The 16,993-nt window shown below is 73.3% G+C and carries 15 protein-coding genes; 8 read left to right on the top strand and 7 right to left on the bottom strand.

The genetic code is table 11. The annotated features are described in order from the left end of the window. Positions 1 to 140: 140 nt before the first annotated feature. Complete coding sequence (recD2, locus tag PS467_RS15605) at positions 141 to 2,384, bottom strand: SF1B family DNA helicase RecD2 (RefSeq protein ID WP_311035791.1); 2,244 nt, start codon at positions 2,382 to 2,384, stop codon at positions 141 to 143. A 186-nt stretch (positions 2,385 to 2,570) separates the two neighbouring features. Here recD2 and PS467_RS15610 point away from each other — a divergent pair, with 186 nt between their 5' ends. From PS467_RS15610 to PS467_RS15640, 7 genes are all read left to right on the top strand, one after another. Further along, a complete protein-coding gene (locus PS467_RS15610; RefSeq protein WP_311035792.1) occupies positions 2,571 to 3,587 on the top strand; it encodes a LacI family DNA-binding transcriptional regulator in 1,017 nt (338 codons plus the stop codon). Beyond that, the gene (locus tag PS467_RS15615) at positions 3,584 to 5,164 is read left to right on the top strand and encodes a sugar ABC transporter ATP-binding protein (protein ID WP_311035793.1); all 1,581 of its coding nucleotides are present in this window, start codon (positions 3,584 to 3,586) and stop codon (positions 5,162 to 5,164) included. The genes PS467_RS15610 and PS467_RS15615 overlap by 4 nt, the downstream gene beginning before the upstream one ends. Further along, the gene (locus PS467_RS15620; protein WP_311035794.1) at positions 5,154 to 7,103 is read left to right on the top strand and encodes an ABC transporter permease/substrate-binding protein; all 1,950 of its coding nucleotides are present in this window, start codon (positions 5,154 to 5,156) and stop codon (positions 7,101 to 7,103) included. Before PS467_RS15615 ends, PS467_RS15620 begins: the two co-directional genes overlap by 11 nt. 76 nt (positions 7,104 to 7,179) lie before the next feature. Next, positions 7,180 to 8,118: a ribokinase gene (locus PS467_RS15625; protein ID WP_311035795.1), complete on the top strand. Its 939-nt coding sequence runs from the start codon at positions 7,180 to 7,182 to the stop codon at positions 8,116 to 8,118. A gap of 389 nt (positions 8,119 to 8,507) precedes the next feature. Next, entirely contained in the window at positions 8,508 to 9,011 is a 504-nt protein-coding gene (locus PS467_RS15630) for a hypothetical protein (protein ID WP_311035796.1), read from the top strand. Between the two features lie 71 nt (positions 9,012 to 9,082). After that, positions 9,083 to 9,715, top strand: coding sequence for a SigE family RNA polymerase sigma factor (locus PS467_RS15635; RefSeq protein ID WP_311035797.1), 633 nt, complete (start codon positions 9,083 to 9,085; stop codon positions 9,713 to 9,715). After that, positions 9,712 to 10,071 carry a hypothetical protein gene (locus PS467_RS15640; protein WP_311035798.1) on the top strand — a complete coding sequence of 120 codons (360 nt, stop codon included), beginning with the start codon at positions 9,712 to 9,714 and terminating at the stop codon, positions 10,069 to 10,071. Before PS467_RS15635 ends, PS467_RS15640 begins: the two co-directional genes overlap by 4 nt. A 26-nt stretch (positions 10,072 to 10,097) precedes the next feature. Here PS467_RS15640 and PS467_RS15645 read toward each other — a convergent pair whose 3' ends face one another. Next, complete coding sequence (locus PS467_RS15645; RefSeq protein WP_311035799.1) at positions 10,098 to 10,547, bottom strand: VOC family protein; 450 nt, start codon at positions 10,545 to 10,547, stop codon at positions 10,098 to 10,100. A gap of 46 nt (positions 10,548 to 10,593) precedes the next feature. Here PS467_RS15645 and PS467_RS15650 point away from each other — a divergent pair, with 46 nt between their 5' ends. After that, a complete protein-coding gene (locus PS467_RS15650; RefSeq protein ID WP_311035800.1) occupies positions 10,594 to 11,205 on the top strand; it encodes a CGNR zinc finger domain-containing protein in 612 nt (203 codons plus the stop codon). Positions 11,206 to 11,316: 111 nt separating this feature from the next. Here the strand turns inward: PS467_RS15650 and PS467_RS15655 are convergent, their stop codons facing one another. The 5 genes from PS467_RS15655 to PS467_RS15675 all read right to left on the bottom strand — a co-directional run bounded on the left by PS467_RS15655 (position 11,317) and on the right by PS467_RS15675 (position 16,993). Further along, the gene (locus tag PS467_RS15655; RefSeq protein WP_311035801.1) at positions 11,317 to 12,147 is read right to left on the bottom strand and encodes a sugar phosphate isomerase/epimerase family protein; all 831 of its coding nucleotides are present in this window, start codon (positions 12,145 to 12,147) and stop codon (positions 11,317 to 11,319) included. Continuing rightward, on the bottom strand, positions 12,144 to 13,313 hold the full coding sequence (locus PS467_RS15660; RefSeq protein ID WP_311035802.1) for a dihydrodipicolinate synthase family protein: 1,170 nt from the start codon (positions 13,311 to 13,313) through the stop codon (positions 12,144 to 12,146). Before PS467_RS15660 ends, PS467_RS15655 begins: the two co-directional genes overlap by 4 nt. Continuing rightward, positions 13,310 to 14,470 carry a Gfo/Idh/MocA family protein gene (locus PS467_RS15665; RefSeq protein WP_311035803.1) on the bottom strand — a complete coding sequence of 387 codons (1,161 nt, stop codon included), beginning with the start codon at positions 14,468 to 14,470 and terminating at the stop codon, positions 13,310 to 13,312. The genes PS467_RS15660 and PS467_RS15665 overlap by 4 nt, the downstream gene beginning before the upstream one ends. A gap of 130 nt (positions 14,471 to 14,600) precedes the next feature. Beyond that, positions 14,601 to 16,412, bottom strand: a complete 1,812-nt coding sequence (locus PS467_RS15670) for a twin-arginine translocation signal domain-containing protein (protein WP_311035804.1) — start codon at positions 16,410 to 16,412, stop codon at positions 14,601 to 14,603. Then, positions 16,409 to 16,993: a hypothetical protein gene (locus PS467_RS15675; RefSeq protein WP_311035805.1), complete on the bottom strand. Its 585-nt coding sequence runs from the start codon at positions 16,991 to 16,993 to the stop codon at positions 16,409 to 16,411. The genes PS467_RS15670 and PS467_RS15675 overlap by 4 nt, the downstream gene beginning before the upstream one ends.

Below are 16,993 nucleotides of genomic sequence, written 5' to 3' on the forward strand. Positions count from 1 at the left end.
CCGACGTCTGGTTCTCTTCTTCGAGGTGCCCTGACTCCCCCCACCTTCCCCTACTCGGGTCGCGAACGTGCACTCGGGGTCGGCTGAAGAGCCTTTTGGCGGCACTGAGTGCCGCACACACGGCCATCCTGCCCCGTTCGTCACCGTTCGGAAACCCATCTGACACGCTCGACTCGCACATCGCCGCCGAGCCGGTGATCCAGCGCGGTACAGCGCCTCCCCGCCGAGACGGTGCGCACCGCCTGCCCCAGCGCCCGGCGCGAGCCGACCAGCACCACGAGGCGCTTGGCGCGGGTCACGGCCGTGTACAGGAGATTGCGCTGCAACATCATCCAGGCCCCGGTGGTCACCGGGATCACGACGGCCGGATACTCACTGCCCTGTGACCGGTGGATGGTCACCGCATAGGCATGAGCCAACTCGTCCAGCTCGTCGAAGTCGTACGGTACCTCCTCGTCCTCGTCCGTCCGCACGGTCAGCCGCTGCTCATCGGTGTCGAGTGAGGTGACGACGCCAACCGTGCCGTTGAAGACCCCGTTAGCCCCTTTCTCATAATTGTTGCGGATCTGGGTCACCTTGTCGCCGACGCGGAAGACCCGGCCTCCGAAGCGGCGCTCGGCAAGGTCCGGGCGGGCCGGGGTGATGGCCTGCTGGAGCAGTCCGTTGAGGGTGCCCGCGCCCGCCGGGCCCCGGTGCATCGGGGCCAGGACCTGCACGTCACGGCGGGGGTCGAGGCCGAACTTGGCGGGGATGCGGCGGGCGGCGACATCGACCGTGAGCCGCCCGGCCTGCTCGGTGTCGTCCTCGACGAAGAGGAAGAAATCCGACAGGCCCTGAGTGACCGGCGGCACCCCCTCGTTGATCCGGTGGGCGTTGGTGACCACCCCGGACTGCTGGGCCTGGCGGAAGATCCGGGTCAGCCGCACCGCCGGGACGGGGCTGCCGGGCGCCAGCAGATCGCGCAGCACCTCCCCGGCGCCCACGCTGGGCAGCTGGTCCACATCGCCGACGAAGAGCAGATGGGCACCCGGCGGGACCGCCTTGACCAGCTTGTTGGCCAGCAGCAGATCGAGCATCGACGCCTCGTCGACCACCACCAGATCGGCGTCGAGCGGGCGGTCCCGGTCGTACGCCGCGTCCCCGCCGGGCTTGAGCTCCAGCAGCCGGTGGACGGTGGACGCCTCCGCGCCGGTCAGCTCGGACAGCCGCTTGGCGGCCCGGCCGGTGGGCGCCGCGAGCACCACCTTGGCCTTCTTGGCACGGGCCAGCTCCACCACGGACCGCACGGTGAAGGACTTGCCGCACCCCGGCCCGCCGGTCAGCACCGCGACCTTCTCGGTCAGCGCGAGCCGCACCGCCTGGCTCTGCTCGGGCGCCAGATCGGCCCCGGTGCGGCGGGCCAGCCAGCCCAGCGCCTTGTCCCAGTCCACGTCCCGGAAGGCGGGCAGCCGGTCCTCCTCGGTGCGCAGCAGCCGCAGCACCTGGCCCGCGAGGGAGATCTCGGCGCGGTGGAAGGGCACCAGATAGACGGCGGAGACCGGCTCGCCGTCCTCCGGGCCGGGGACCGGCTCGCGCACCACGCCCTCCTCCTCGGCCGCGAGCTCGCCCAGACAGTCGATGACCAGGCCGGTGTCCACCTGGAGCAACTTCACGGCGTCCGCGATGAGCCGCTCCTCGGGGAGATAGCAGTGGCCCTGGTCGGCGGACTGGGACAGCGCGTACTGGAGGCCGGCCTTCACCCGGTCGGGGCTGTCGTGCGGAATGCCGACCGACTGGGCGATCTTGTCGGCGGTGAGGAAGCCGATGCCCCAGACGTCGGCCGCCAGCCGGTACGGCTGGTTCTTCACGACCGAGATGGACGCGTCGCCGTACTTCTTGTAGATCCGCACCGCGATGGAGGTGGAGACGCCCACCCCCTGGAGGAAGACCATCACCTCCTTGATGGCCTTCTGCTCCTCCCAGGCGGCGGCGATCATCTTGGTGCGCTTGGGGCCGAGGCCGGGGACCTCGATCAGCCGCTCGGGCCGCTCCTCGATGACGTCGAGGGTGTCGATGCCGAAGTGCTCGGTGATCCGGTCGGCGATCCGGGGGCCGATGCCCTTGATCAGGCCCGAGCCGAGATAGCGCCGGATGCCCTGGACGGTGGCGGGGAGGACGGTCTGGTAGTTCTCGACGGTGAACTGCTTCCCGTATTGCGGGTGGGAACCCCAGCGGCCCTCCATCCGCAGCGACTCGCCGGGCTGGGCCCCCAGCAGCGCACCGACGACGGTCAGCAGATCACCGGAGCCACGGCCGGTGTCGACCCGCGCGACCGTATAGCCGTTCTCCTCATTGGCGTAGGTGATCCGCTCCAGGACCCCTTCGACCACCGCGAGTTTGAGCATGCCCCGACCGTACCGCCGGGTGACGACAGGCCGTTCGGGCCTGTGGACAACCCCGGCCTGTGGACAACCTCGGCGGATCATCACGATCCGGTTTCGGCCGGTGGCCGACCCCTTGCCGCCGCCCGTGTAATCGATTCCAATTCCGTGTGATCGACCCGTGTAATCGATTCCACAGGGAGGTGTGCGGTGCCGGCCATCAAAGACGTGGCGCGGCGTGCCGGGGTCTCCGTGGCGACGGTCTCGCGGGTGCTCAACGACCACCCCTCCGTCCGCGCGGGCACCCGCGAACGGGTGCTCACCGCGGTCGCCGACCTCGGCTACCGCCCCAACGCGGTGGCCCGCTCGCTGCGCACCGCCCAGACCCGGACCCTGGGACTGGTCATCAGCGATGTGCTGAACCCCTTCTTCACGGAGCTGGCCCGTTCGGTCGAGGACGCCGCCCGCGCGCTGGGCTACAGCGTGGTCATCGGCAACGCCGACGAGCGGCCCGACCTCCAGGACCACCATGTGCGCACCCTGATGGACCGCCGCATCGACGGGCTGCTGATCAGCCCCACCGACGGCGGCTCCCCGATGATGTCGGCCGCCGCCCGCGCCGGTACCCCCATGGTCTTCGTCGACCGCTGGATCGAGGGCGAGGGCCTGGACCGGGTGCCGGTGGTCCGCACCGACGGGCGGACCGCCATCCGCGATCTGGTGGCCCATCTGTGCGCCCTGGGCCACCGCCGCCTCGCGATCATCGCGGGCCCGGCGGCCACCACGACCGGCCGCGAGCGGGTGGACGCCTTCCGCGCCGCGCTGCGCGCGTTCGGTCTGGCGCTGTCCGACGACCACATCGGCCAGGGGGACTTCCAGGCCGGCAGCGGCCGCCGGGTGACCGCCCGCTTCCTCGATCTGCCGCACCCTCCGGACGTGGTCTTCGCCACCGACAACCTGATGGCGCTCGGCGCGATGGACGAGATCCGCGCCCGCGGGCTGCGGGTGCCGGGCGATGTGGCGCTCGCCGCGTTCGACGACATCCCCTGGTTCCTCCACACCGATCCGCCGATCACCGCCATCGCGCAGCCGACCGGAGCGCTCGGCCACGCCGCCGTACGGGCGCTGATCGATCTCGTCGAGGGGCGGCCCGCCGAGTCGGTGACCCTGTCCGCCCGTCTGGTCGCCCGCCGCTCGTGCGGCGAGCCCGAAGGGAGCACGCCATGAGCCGGATCCCCGACGCCGAGGGCACGTCCGCGGGCGACGCCGGGGCGGAGCTGCTGCGCATGGAGGGGGTCCGGAAGACCTTCCCCGGGGTGGTCGCGCTCGACGGGGTGGACTTCGATCTGCGCCGGGGCGAAGTGCACGTCCTCCTGGGCGAGAACGGCGCGGGCAAGTCCACGCTGATCAAGACGCTCTCCGGCGCCCACCGCCCCGACGGCGGGCGGATCCTGGTCGACGGCGGGCCGGTGCGCATCGCCGGCGCCCAGGACGCCGAGCGGCTCGGGATCGCCACCATCTACCAGGAGTTCAACCTGGTCCCGGACCTCACCGTGGCCGAGAACATCTTCCTGGGCCGCCAGCCGCGCCGCCTCGGCATGATCGACCGCAGGACGATGGACGCGCGCGCCGCCGAACTGCTGGCCCGTGTCGGGGTGGACGTCTCGCCCCGGGCCCGGGTCCGGGACCTCGGCATCGCCCGGCTCCAGATGGTGGAGATCGCCAAGGCGCTGAGCCTGGACGCCCGCGTGCTGATCATGGACGAGCCGACCGCCGTGCTCACCACCGAGGAGGCCGACACGCTCTTCCGGATCGTGCGCACGCTGCGCGCGGACGGTGTGGGCATCGTCTTCATCACCCATCACCTGGAGGAGATCGCCGCCCTGGGCGACCGCGTCACCGTGCTGCGGGACGGCCGCAGCGTCGCCCGGGTCCCGGCCACCACCGACCGGGACGAGCTGGTGCGCCTGATGGTGGGCCGCTCCATCGAGCAGCAGTACCCGCGGGAGCGCGGGGACGCCGGTGAGCCCCTGCTGAGGGTCCGCGGGCTCACCCGGAGGGGCAGCTTCACGGACATCGGCTTCGAGGTGCGGGCCGGGGAGGTGGTGGGCCTGGCCGGGCTGGTCGGCGCGGGCCGTACGGAGGTCGTGCGGGCCCTGTTCGGCGCCGACCCGTACGACTCCGGCACCGTCGAGGTGCTCGGCCGCCCGCTGCCCCGCCATGACGTGGTGGCCGCCATGCGGGCCGGGATCGGCCTCGTACCCGAGGACCGCAAGGGGCAGGGCCTGGTCCTGGACGGCTCCGTACAGGAGAACCTGGGGCTGGTCACGCTGCGCGCCGCCACCCGCGCCGGGCTGGTGGACCGGGCCGGTCAGCGGCGCGCGGCGGCCGGTGTCGCCGAGCGGCTGGCGGTCCGGATGTCGGGGCTCGACCAGCGGGTGCGCACCCTCTCCGGCGGCAACCAGCAGAAGGTCGTCATCGGCAAGTGGCTGCTCGCCGACAGCCGGGTGCTGATCCTGGACGAGCCGACCCGCGGTATCGACGTGGCCGCCAAGGTCGAGATCTACCAGCTCATCAACGAACTCACCGCGTCCGGCCACGCCGTCCTGATGGTCTCCAGCGATCTGCCCGAGGTGCTGGGGATGAGCGACCGGGTCCTGGTCATGGCCCAGGGCCGGATCGCGGGCGAGCTGTCCGCGCGGGACGCGACCCAGGACGCCGTGATGGCCCTGGCGGTGAAGGACGTCAAGGGCGTCGACGAAGGCGTCGGCGCCGAGGAAAAGGAGGGCTCCCGTGGCCGCTGACACGCAACTGTCCACGAAGGACCCCGGGGGCTCGGCCGTGCTGCGCCGGGTGCTGCTCGACAATGGCGCGCTGAGCGCCCTGGTGCTGCTGGTGGCGGCCCTGTCGCTGCTGTCCGGCGACTTCCTCACCACCGACAACCTCCTCAACGTCGGCGTCCAGGCGGCGGTCACCGCCGTTCTCGCCTTCGGCGTCACCTTCGTCATCGTCTCCGCGGGCATCGATCTGTCGGTCGGCTCGGTGGCCGCGCTGTCCGCCACCGTGCTCGCCTGGTCCGCGAGTTCCCAGGGGCTGCCGGTCTGGTTCTCGGCCCTGCTGGCCGTCGCCACCGGTATCGCCTGCGGTCTGGTCAGCGGGGCGCTGGTCGCGTTCGGGAAGCTGCCGCCGTTCATCGCCACGCTCGCGATGCTGTCGGTCGGCCGCGGCCTGGCCCTGGTGATCTCCCAGGGCAGCCCGATACCCGTCCCGGACGCGGTGTCCGGCCTCGGCGACACGCTCGGCGGCTGGCTGCCCGTCCCGGTGATCGTGATGGTCGTGATGGGCCTGATCACCGCGGCGGTGCTGGGGCGTACGTACGCGGGCCGCGCGATGTACGCGATCGGCGGCAACGAGGAGGCGGCCCGGCTCTCCGGTATCCGGGTGGCGCGGCAGAAGCTCGTCGTCTACGCGCTCTCCGGCGGGTTCGCGGCCGTCGCGGGCATCGTGCTCGCCTCCCGGCTGTCCTCCGCGCAGCCACAGGCGGCCGTCGGCTACGAACTCGACGCGATCGCGGCGGTCGTCATCGGCGGGGCGAGCCTGTCCGGCGGCGTCGGTAAGGCGTCCGGCACGCTCATCGGCGCGCTGATCCTGGCGGTGCTGCGCAACGGGCTCAACCTGCTGGAGGTGTCCCCCTTCTGGCAGCAGGTCGTCATCGGCGCCGTCATCGCGCTCGCGGTGCTGCTGGACACGGTGCGCCGGCGCGCCGGGGCCGGGCCGGGCGCGCCCGGGGCCGCGGCGGGCGGACCGTCCGGTGGCGGCCGTAAGACGGCCATGGGCGCGGCCAAGTTCGCGCTGGCCGCCGTGGTCGTCGCCGCCATCGCCTTCGGCGCCTCCTTCTGGCGCTCGGACTCCTCCGATGGCGCGTCCACCAGGATCGGACTGTCGGTCTCCACCCTCAACAACCCCTTCTTCGTCCAGCTGAAGGCGGGCGCCCAGGAGGAGGCCAAGCGCGCCGGGATCAGCCTTACGGTCACCGACGCCCAGAACGACGCCTCCCAGCAGGCCAATCAGATCCAGAACTTCACCAGCCAGAACATGAAGTCGATCATCATCAACCCGGTCGACTCCGATGCCGCCGGCCCCTCCGTCCGGGCCGCCGGCAAGGCGGGCATCCCGGTGCTCGCCGCCGACCGCGGCGTCAACAAGGCGACGGTCGCGACCCTGGTGGCCTCCGACAACATCGCCGGCGGCAGGCTCGCCGCCAAGACGCTCGCCGAGCGGCTCGGCAAGAAGGGCACGATCCTGGTGCTCCAGGGCACCCCCGGGACCTCGGCCTCGCGTGAGCGCGGTAAGGGCTTCGCGGAGGGCCTCAAGTCCTATCCGGGCATCAAGGTCGTCGGCAAGCAGTCGGCCGACTTCGACCGGGCCAAGGGGCTCGATGTGACCACCAATCTGCTCCAGGGCCACCCCGGCATCGACGGGATCTTCGCCGAGAACGACGAGATGGCGCTCGGGGCCGTCAAGGCGCTCGGGTCCAAGGCGGGCACGTCCGTCAAGGTCGTCGGCTTCGACGGCACCCCGGACGGTCTGAAGGCGGTCGAGGACGGCAGCCTCGCCGCGACCGTCGCCCAGCAGCCGAAGGAGCTGGGCCGGATGGTGGTGCGGAACGCCATCAAGGCCGCCGAGGGCCAGAAGATCGGCGGGACGGTGAAGGTGCCGGTGAAGGTCGTCACCGCGAAGTGAGCGTCCCACCGGCGTGGATCGTCACGGGCAACAGCACCGCCACATGGGCTGACGAGCGAAGCGAAAGGACGTGCGGATGCACGACTACGACCTGCTGGTCGTGGGATCGGCCAACGCCGATCTGGTGATCGGAGTCGACCGCCGCCCCGGGGCGGGCGAGACCGTCCTCGGTTCCGACCTGGTGGTCCACCCCGGCGGCAAGGGCGCCAACCAGGCCGTCGCCGCGGCCCGGCTGGGGGCCCGGACAGCCCTGCTGGCCCGGGTCGGCGACGACGGCCACGGCCGGCTGCTGCTGGACTCGCAGCGGACCGCCGGGGTCGACACCGTGGGCGTCCTCGTCGGCGGCGCGCCCACCGGGGTCGCGCTGATCACGGTGGACCCCTCGGGCGACAACAGCATCGTGGTCTCCCCAGGGGCCAACGCCCGGCTGACCCCCGAGGACGTCCGGGCCTCGGTACGCCTGCTCGCCGCGGCGCGGGTGGTCTCCCTCCAGCTGGAGATCCCGCTGGAGACGGTCGCCGAGGTGGTCCGCACCGCGCACGCGGGCTTCGGCGGCCGCCCCGGGCCGCGCGTGGTGCTCAACCCCTCGCCGCCCGCGCCGCTGCCCGCCGATGTGCTGGCCGCCTGTGACCCCCTGGTGGTCAACGAGCACGAGGCGCGGTTCCTGCTGAGCGACGACCCGGCGGGGTCCTCCGGGGACCCCGAGAAGTGGGCCAAGGCCCTGCTGGCGCGCGGCCCGCGCTCGGTCGTGGTGACCCTGGGCGGCGAGGGCGCGCTGGTCGCCGACCGCGACCGTACGGTGCCGGTGCCCAGTGTCGCGGTGGCGGCGGTGGACACCACGGGCGCCGGGGACGCCTTCACCGGCGCGCTCGCCTGGCGCCTCGGCGTCGGCGACGACCTTCAGGCGGCGGTGCGGTTCGCGGTGCGCGTGGGCGCGGCCGCGGTGACCCGGCCCGGGGCGCAGGCGTCCTTCCCGAACGCCGAGCAGGTGGCGGCGCTGCCACGGGGGCGGTAACGCGTTTCGAGGGGCCCGGTCCGTGGCCGGGCCCCTCGTGTCCCCCTCCCCACGAGCTTCCTCCGAATCCCCCCGGATCCCTCCCCAGGAAGCCCGATGCCCGATACGACCTGCCAGGGGCCGGAAGGGTTGTCACCCGGGTTCCGGCGGTTATCGATCCGTTATGGAGATCCCGTTCCGGGGCGTTCCGTCGCGGGGCGCCGTTGTGGGGCGCCCCGTCGTGGGGCGCCGGCTCCGAGAGCGGTCACGGATTTTTTTCCGGGGCGCGACAACCTCGGGTGGGGCCGCACGTCTGGTGGGGTGAAGGCGGGTTCCGGAACGGGTCCTCGGACCCTCGGTGCGCGCCTCACCCATCAGCGTTCGCTCAACCTTTCCGGGAGTCATTCCGTATGCAGCACGTCCGCGCCAAGAAGCCCAACCGCCGTCTGCGCCCCTGGCTCATGGGGTCGGCCGCCGGTGTCGCCCTGCTCGTGGGCGGGGGCTTCGCCGCCCAGGCCGCCACCGCCGACCACTCGCGCCCGGCCAAGCCCGCGCCCGCCCAGACCAGCACCCCCGAGCCGGTGCCCACCCGGACCAGCACCCCCAAGCCGGTCCCCACCCGGACCAGCACCCCCGCGCCGGCCCCCGACCAGACCGGAACCCCCGGGCCGGCCCCCGACCAGACCAGCACCCCCGGGCCGGCCCCCGACCAGACCAGCACCCCTGAGCCGGCTCCCGACCAGACCGACACCCCCGCGCCGGTCCCCACCCGGACCAGCACCCCTGAGCCGGCTCCCGACCAGACCGGCACCCCCGGGCCGGCCCCCGACCAGACCAGCACCCCCGCGCCCGCACAGCCGCCGACCAGCGTGCCTGAGCCCGCCGAGCCCGAGCCCGCGCGGGCCGGCCGCTAACCGTCAGCCACGGGTGGGGCGGGACCGGATCCGGAGCCGGTCCCGCCGCACCGATGAGGTGAACGAGGACGATGCAGCTCACTCTTGTCCTGCCCTGGTGGGCCCGGCTGCTGCGCCGCGCCCGGACCACCGCCCCGACGCCGGCGGTGGAACCGCCGCGCGCCGAGCGGCGGTTCCGCGTCCTGCGGTCGGTGGGCGGCCGGGACGACGACGAGCCCGGCCCCACGCTGGCCGACCTGTACCAGGCCCGGCGGCTGGACATGGTCCGGCTGGCCGTCTTCCTGGTGGACGACCTGCATACCGCCGAGGACGTCGTCCAGGACGCCTTCGCCGCCGTCTGCCGCCGGCACGGCTCACGGCTGGACAGCCTCCAGGACGCCCACGCCTACCTGCACACCGCGGTGGTCAACGCGGCCCGCTCCGTGCTGCGCCGGCGGCGTACGGCACGTGCGTACACCCCGCCGTACCAGGGGCCGGGAGCGCCGGTGGACGAGCCGCTGCTGCTCGCCGAGGAGCACCGGCAGGTGCTCGACGCGATGGCCCGGCTCACCGCGCGGCAGCGCGAGGTCCTGGTGCTGCGCTACTGGTCGGAGCTGACCGAGGCACAGATCGCCGAGACGCTGGGCATCTCCCGCGGCACGGTGAAGTCGACCGCGAGCCGTGCGCTCGTCACCCTGGAAAGACTGCTGGAGGTGGACCGGTGAGCACTCCCCCGTCGCTCGAGGAACGGCTGCGCACCGCGCTCGACGCCCGTGCGCGGCTCATCAGCGCCCGTGATCTGGCACCGGCCCGTCCGCCCACCGGCCGGGCGTGGGGGACGCGGCGGATCCGGCGGGTGGTGTCCGCGGTCGCCGTGACGGCGGCGGCAGCGGCGGCGGCCGTCGCGTTCGTGCTGCTGTCCGGCTCGCCGGAGAGCGGCAGGAAGACGCCGCCCGCGCGCGAGCCCTCGCCTCCGGCCACCTCGGTACCCTCGTCGACCAGCGTCCCTTCGACCGAGCCCTCCCCCGCCTCGCCGCCCTCGGCCCCGTCCGGGACGGACACCCCGTCAGTGGCGCGCTGACCCGGTGGCGGTCGCCCCGGCCCGGCTCACTGCACGTCGAACTCGTTGCCCTCGGGGTCGGCCATCGTGACGTGGTGGGTGCCCGGCTCCTGTACGACCCCCAGCACCGTCGCGCCCAGCCCGGTCAGCCGCTTCACCTCGCGGTCCCGCTCTTCCGGGCCCACGTGCACATCGATGTGCAGCCGGTTCTTGCCCCGCTTGGGCTCCGGAACGGCCTGGAAGAGCAGTCTGCGGCCGAGTCCGACGCCGTTCGCGGGGTCGAACGGGTCGTCGGGGTGGCGTACGCCGGCGGCGTGCCGCCACGCCTTCCGTCCGTCGACCGTGGTGTGGTCGTCCGCGCCGATCGCCCCCACGCCCAGCAGGTGGTCGATCAGGACACTGTGGTCCTCGACCACATAGCCGAGGGCCTCCGCCCAGAAGGACGCGAGCCGTATCGGGTCGGCGCAGTCGACGACGAGCTTCCAGTGCACGGCCATGTGATCCTCCGGGTCCCGATGAGCGTGCACCACTTATACTGGTTACATGCGCGAGGCGACAACCGGACTGGTTCTGCGTCCCCCTGACGGCGGCTCATTCCTCTTCGACCCCGGCGCCCTGTGCCTGGAGTTCCTCACCACCGGCGGCCCCGGCGCGTTCGCCCGCTACGAGATCCTGCACGAACCGGGCGACCTCGCCGACTGGCTGGCCCTCTCCCGCCTGCGCCTGGCCGCCACGGACCTCCGCGTCGGCCCCGACGACCTCGACGCCGGGCGCCGGCTCCGCGACGCCCTGTGGCACATGGCCCGTGCCACGGCCCATGGCCGCCCCCACCGGGCCGAGGACGTGGCAGAGGTCAACCGCGCCGCCCAGCACCCGCCCCTCGCCCCGCGGATCGCCCCGGACGGCTCCCACGCCTGGTCGCTCCCGGCCGGCGGTGCCCAGGCGCTCTCCGCCATCGCCCGCGACGCCGTGGAGCTGTTCACCGGCCGCCACGCCGCTCGCGTCCGCGAATGCGCCGCCCACGACTGCTACCTGGTCTTCGTGGACACCTCGCGCCCCGGCCGCCGCCGCTGGTGCGCCATGGAGCGCTGCGGCAACCGCCACAAGGTCCGCGCCCTGAGGGCCCGCCGCGAACCAGGGCCCGCGCCGGGCTGACCGGCCCGCCGCGGCGCGGGGTCGCCGGGCCGCCGTCCGCCACCGGCCCCCACGCCGGTGGCGGACGGCGGATGTCGCCCGACGTGTGGGCGAACGCGCCGGAGGTGCGCGTCAGAGGACCAGGTCGCGGTAGCGGTCGACGACCTCCGCCAGGACCTCCGCGCCGTCCCGGGCCCAGAGGTCCGGGTTGAAGATCTCCACCTCGATCGGGCCGGTGAAGCCCGTCGCGTCGACCTGTTCGCGGAACCAGCGGAAGTCGACCGCGCCGTCGCCGAGCTGGCCCCGGCCCAGGAGCACGCCCTCCGGGAGGGGGGTGATCCAGTCGGCGAGCTGGAACGCGGCGATACGGCCTGTGGCACCCGCGCGGGCGATCTGGGCCGCCACGGCGTCGTCCCACCACAGGTGGTAGGTGTCCACGACCACGCCCACCTGGTCCGCCGGGAAGCGCTCGGCCAGGTCCAGGGCCTGGCCGAGGGTGGAGACCACACAGCGGTCGGCGGCGTACATGGGGTGCAGGGCCTCGATGGCCAGGCGGACGCCGTGGTCGGCCGCGTACGGGACGAGCTCGGCCAGTGCGTCGGCGATGCGCTCGCGGGCGGCGAAGAGGTCGCGGCTGCCCGCCGGGAGGCCGCCGGAGACCAGGACCAGGGTGTCGGTGCCCAGGGTGGCGGCCTCGTCGATGGCCTTGCGGTTGTCGGCCAGGGCGGCGGCGCGCCGCTCGGGGTCGAGCGCGGTGAAGAAGCCGCCCCGGCACAGGCTGGTGACGGTCAGGCCCGCGTTCCGCACCAGCGCGGCCGCCGCCTCGACGCCGTACTTCTGGACCGGTTCGCGCCACAGGCCCACGCCCGTGACGCCCGCCTTGGCGCAGCCCTCCGCCAGCTCCGGCAGCGACCACTGCTTGATGGTTTCCTGGTTGAGGCTCAGGCGGGGGACCGGGTTCATTGCGCGACTCCGTGGACGGTGAGCAGGTGTTTCATCCGCGATTCGGCCAGCGCCGGGTCCGGGAACAGGCCCAGCCCGTCCGCCAGTTCGTACGCGCGGGCCAGATGCGGCAGCGAACGGGCCGACTGCAGGCCGCCCACCATCGTGAAGTGCGACTGGTGGCCCGCCAGCCAGGCCAGGAGGACCACGCCCGTCTTGTAGTAGCGGGTCGGGGTCTGGAAGAGGTGGCGGGAGAGCTCCACCGTCGGGTCCAGCAGCGCGCGGAAGCCGGCCACGTCGCCGGTGTCCAGGGTGCGCACGGCCTCGGCGGCCAGCGGGCCCAGCGGGTCGAAGATGCCGAGCAGGGCGTGGCTGAAGCCCTGGTCGTCGCCCGCGATCAGCTCGGGGTAGTGGAAGTCGTCGCCCGTGTAGCAGCGCACCCCGTCCGGCAGCTTGCGCCGCAGGTCGATCTCGCGCCGGGCGTCCAGCAGGGAGACCTTGATGCCGTCGACCTTGTCGGGGTGGGCGGAGATGACGTCGAGGAAGGCGCGGGTGGCGGCGTCCAGGTCGGTGCTGCCCCAGTAGCCCTCCAGGGCCGGGTCGAACATCGGGCCCAGCCAGTGCAGGATCACCGGCTCGGCGGACTGGCGCAGCAGGTGGCCGTAGACCTCCAGGTAGTCCTCGGGGCCCTTGGCCACGGCGCACAGGGCGCGCGAGGCCATCAGGATGGCCTGGGCGCCGGACTCCTCGCAGACGGCCAGCTGTTCCTCGTACGCGGCCCGGACCTGGTCCAGGCCGTAGGGATAGCCGATCTCGGTGGCGGCCAGTTGGTCGGTGCCGACGCCGCAGGCGATACGGCCGCCGACGGCCTTCGCCTCGGCCGCCGAGCGGCGGATCAGCTCGGCGGCGCCCGCCCAGTCCAGGCCCATACCGCGCTGGGCGGTGTCCATGGCCTCGGCCACGCCCAGCCCGTGCGACCACAGGTGGCGGCGGAAGGCGAGGGTGGCGTCCCAGTCGACGGCGGCCGGGCCGTCGGGGGTCGCGTCGGCGTACGGGTCGGCCACCACATGGGCGGCCGAGAAGACGACGCGCGAGGTGAAGGGGGTGCCGGCGGCCGGCGACAGCGGCTCGGCGCGGGGTTCGTAGGCGCGGGTGGTACCGCCCGGCGCGGGGAGGTGGATGGTCACAGGCTCAGCTCCGGTACGTCCAGCCGGCGGCCCTCCGCCGACGATTTCCAGCCCAGCTCGGCGAGCTGGACGCCGCGCGCACCGGCCAGCAGGTCCCAGCGCCAGGGCTCGTCGAGGGCGACATGGCGCAGGAACAGCTCCCACTGCGCCTTGAAGCCGTTGTCGAACTCCCCGTTGTCGGGGACCTCCTGCCACTGCTCGCGGAACGCCTCGGTGGCGGGCAGGTCCGGGTTCCACACCGGCTTGGGGGTGGCCGAGCGGTGCTGGACGCGGCACTTGCGCAGGCCCGCGACGGCCGATCCCTCGGTGCCGTCGACCTGGAACTCGACCAGCTCGTCCCGGTTCACCCGGACCGCCCAGGAGGAGTTGATCTGGGCGATGGCGCCGCCCTCGAGCTGGAAGATGCCGTAGGCCGCGTCGTCGGCGGTGGCCTCGTACGGCTTGCCCTGCTCGTCCCAGCGGGTCGGGATGTGGGTGGTGGCCTGCGCCTGGACGGAGCGCACCGCGCCGAACAGCTCGTGCAGCACGTACTCCCAGTGCGGGAACATGTCGACGACGATGCCGCCGCCGTCCTCGGCCCGGTAGTTCCAGGAGGGCCGCTGGGCGCTCTGCCAGTCGCCCTCGAAGACCCAGTAGCCGAACTCCCCTCGCACGGAGAGGATGCGGCCGAAGAAGCCGCCGTCGATGAGGCGCTTGAGCTTCAGCAGCCCCGGCAGGAAGATCTTGTCCTGGACGACGCCGTGCTTGACGCCCGCCGCCTGGGCGAGCCGGGCCAGCTCCAGGGCGCCCTCCAGGCCGGTGGCGGTGGGCTTCTCGGTGTAGATGTGCTTGCCCGCCGCGATGGCCTTCCTTATGGCCTCCTCACGGGCGGCGGTGACCTGCGCGTCGAAGTAGATGTCGACGCCGTCGTCCGCCAGTACGGCGTCCAGGTCGGTCGAGACGTCCGCGACCGGGTCGAGGCCGTGGCGCTCGGCGAGCTCCTTGAGCGCGTAGGCGCGGCGGCCGACGAGCAGCGGCTCGGGCCACAGCACGGTGCCGTCGCCGAGGCTGAGCCCGCCCTGTTCGCGGATGGCGAGGAGAGAGCGGACGAGGTGCTGGCGGTAGCCCATCCGGCCGGTCACACCGTTCATGGCGATCCGCACTGTCTTGCGTGTCACGTGGGTTCTTCTCCTCACCGAGAGTCGCAGCAAGCGCATGCAGTAAGCGCTTTCTATTTACACCAAGCTAACCGTCCCTGGCCGCCCCTGTACAGACCGAACACAGGGACGGCACAGGACGGTCGGCGCCTCAGCGCAGCGTGAGCCGGTAGCGCAGCGGCGCACGCCCGGTGATCAGGACCCGCTGCCCGGCCGGGGTCAGCTCGCCGCCCATCCAGCTGTAGCGCTCGCCGGGGTCCACGACGGCGGGCTGGCGCGGACCGCTGCCGTTGCCGGGCCCGAAGGTGATCACGTCATCGCCGGCCGTATAGGTCCCGTACCCCTCGACCAGCTGATACGTGTCCCGCTGACCGGAGACCGGCACCACTCCGGTGAGCCGTCCGCCGGAGCGGAAGCACAGTTCCAGGGCGAGCGGGACCTCGGACTCCCCGACCTCGACGTCCAGGTTCCAGCCGCCGTCCGCCTCCGCGATCCGCACCTCGGTGCGCAGCGTGCGCCACTCCTTGGGGCGGTGCGGGAAGTCCATCGCGGACCAGAACCGGCCGTCGTCCGTCAGCGGGTACCGGCCGTCGGAGCGGCGGTGCTGGGGCGGCAGCGGCAGATGGTATCCGGCCCGCACCTCGGCCCACAGCCGCCAGCCGTCCGCCGTGCGCGCCACGTCCTCGGCCCGGAAGTGGCCGAGCGAGAAGAACTGCGGGGACAGCCGCAGCGAGTCCAGGATCGCCGCGCCCTTGCGCCATTTGAAGAACGTCGGATTGGTGGACAGGCCCGAGGAGATCGCGTGCACGTCGGGGAAGTCGGTGCCGCCGAAGAGGGTGGTCCGGGTGTTCCCCTTCGCGATCCGGACCAGCCCGCAGTCCTTGTCGTGGAAGGTGAACTCGCCGGGCTCGCCGGTGGCCTTCGGCAGCGGCGCGGCCACCTCCGGATGGTCCAGCACCTCGGCGAGGAAGTCCCCGAGCGGGGTCTCGTCGAAGGTCTGGTCCGCCCCGCGCCGCTGGACGGCGGCGGCGACGGCCGCGAACCGCCCGTCCTTCTCGCGCAGCGCCAGGGCGCGGAACTGGAGCCAGTACTCGGACACGTGCTTGACCGTCTTCTGGTCCTGCCGGCGCGAGTGCACCGTCTCCACCTCCCCGTCGGGTTCCAGGAGGTGCACGGTGGCCTCGAGGTTGCGGCGCACGTTCTCGTACAGCCGCGGGCGCTCGGTGAGCCGGGCGAGGGTCAGCAGCGAGGGGTTGGTGACGATGGGCGCGTAGGTGGCGCTGCGCTCGCTGTACTGGCCGCTGTCGTACTGGTCGATGCCCTCGGCCAGCCAGGCGTCGATACGGCGGGTGTAGCGCGCGTCGGGCCAGAAGGAGTTGATCCGGGCCAGCGCGGCGCACACCTTCCAGCGGTGGTTGGGGGTGTGCACCCCGCCGGTGGACAGGCCCTCGCCCGCCTTGAGCAGGATCTTCTTCAGGGTGGCCCGGACGCCCTCGGTGGTGGTGTGGCCGTCGGCGGCCAGCAGCCCGTAGAGCATGCCGAGGTCGACGATGGAGAAGGCGGTGTCCGGGGGCGAGTGCACCGCGCCCTGGTCGTAGAGACCGTCGTCGAACTGGGCGGCGGCCAGCGCGTCCACCAGCCGGGTCATCGGCGCGATCAGCGCGCCGTCGTGGTGGTGGCGGGCGTCGGCCCAGACGTGGACGGAGGTGAGCAGCCGCAGGCTACGGGCGGCGGGGCGGGCCTGGCCGAGGTTGTTCAGCTGGTCCAGGACCGTGTCGAGACCGTCCAGCACCTCGGCCACCCGGGCGTCGGCCGCCTTGGTGAGCAACTCCAGGAACGGCTTGTCGGTACGGCCGCGGGCGGCGGCCGTGGCCTGGGGACCGGCGGTGGCGAGCAGGGCGCTCACGGCGGCGGTTCCGGCGAGGAAGTGACGGCGGGAGACGTGGCTCGGGGAGGGGCTCACAGGTGGTGCTCCGTGGCTCGGGCGGCGATCGCGAGGGGGCCGGGGACGAGGAAGAGAAGCGGCGGATAGGCCCAGGCGCAGACCGCGGCGGTGGCCACGGCCAGCAGCAGCACGACGCTCGCGCGGGGCCTGCGCACCGCGTCGTACGCCGCCGAGCGCAGCGCGGCGCGCCAGCTCGTCGCCGACTCGGGGCGGGCGCAGGCCAGCAGCAGCACGACGGTGAGCAGCCCGCTCACGGCGAGCAGCGCGGGCCGGAAGACCACCGCGCCCGGCAGTCCGGCGCCCGCCGCGAGCGCGTTGAACAGCAGCAGGGCGCCGCCGGCCAGCATTCCGGCGCCGGCCAGCAGATCGCCGGTGCGCAGCCGGGCGCGCAGCGCGCGGAGGTAGCCGCCCGCGGTGGCGGGCGCGTCCTGGCGGACCCGCCGGTCCAGTACGGCGCAGGCCGTGGACATCGCGGCCGGGGCGGTGACCAGCGGCAGCGAGGCGGCGGCGGTGGCCAGGCCCACCGCCAGGACGTCGGCGAAGAGCGCGAACCGGGGGCCGAACAGCTCGCCGGGTTCGCGTTGGGTCGCGGTGGCCAT

Source organism: Streptomyces luomodiensis, from assembly GCF_031679605.1.
GTDB classification, from domain to species: Bacteria; Actinomycetota; Actinomycetes; order Streptomycetales; family Streptomycetaceae; genus Streptomyces; species Streptomyces luomodiensis.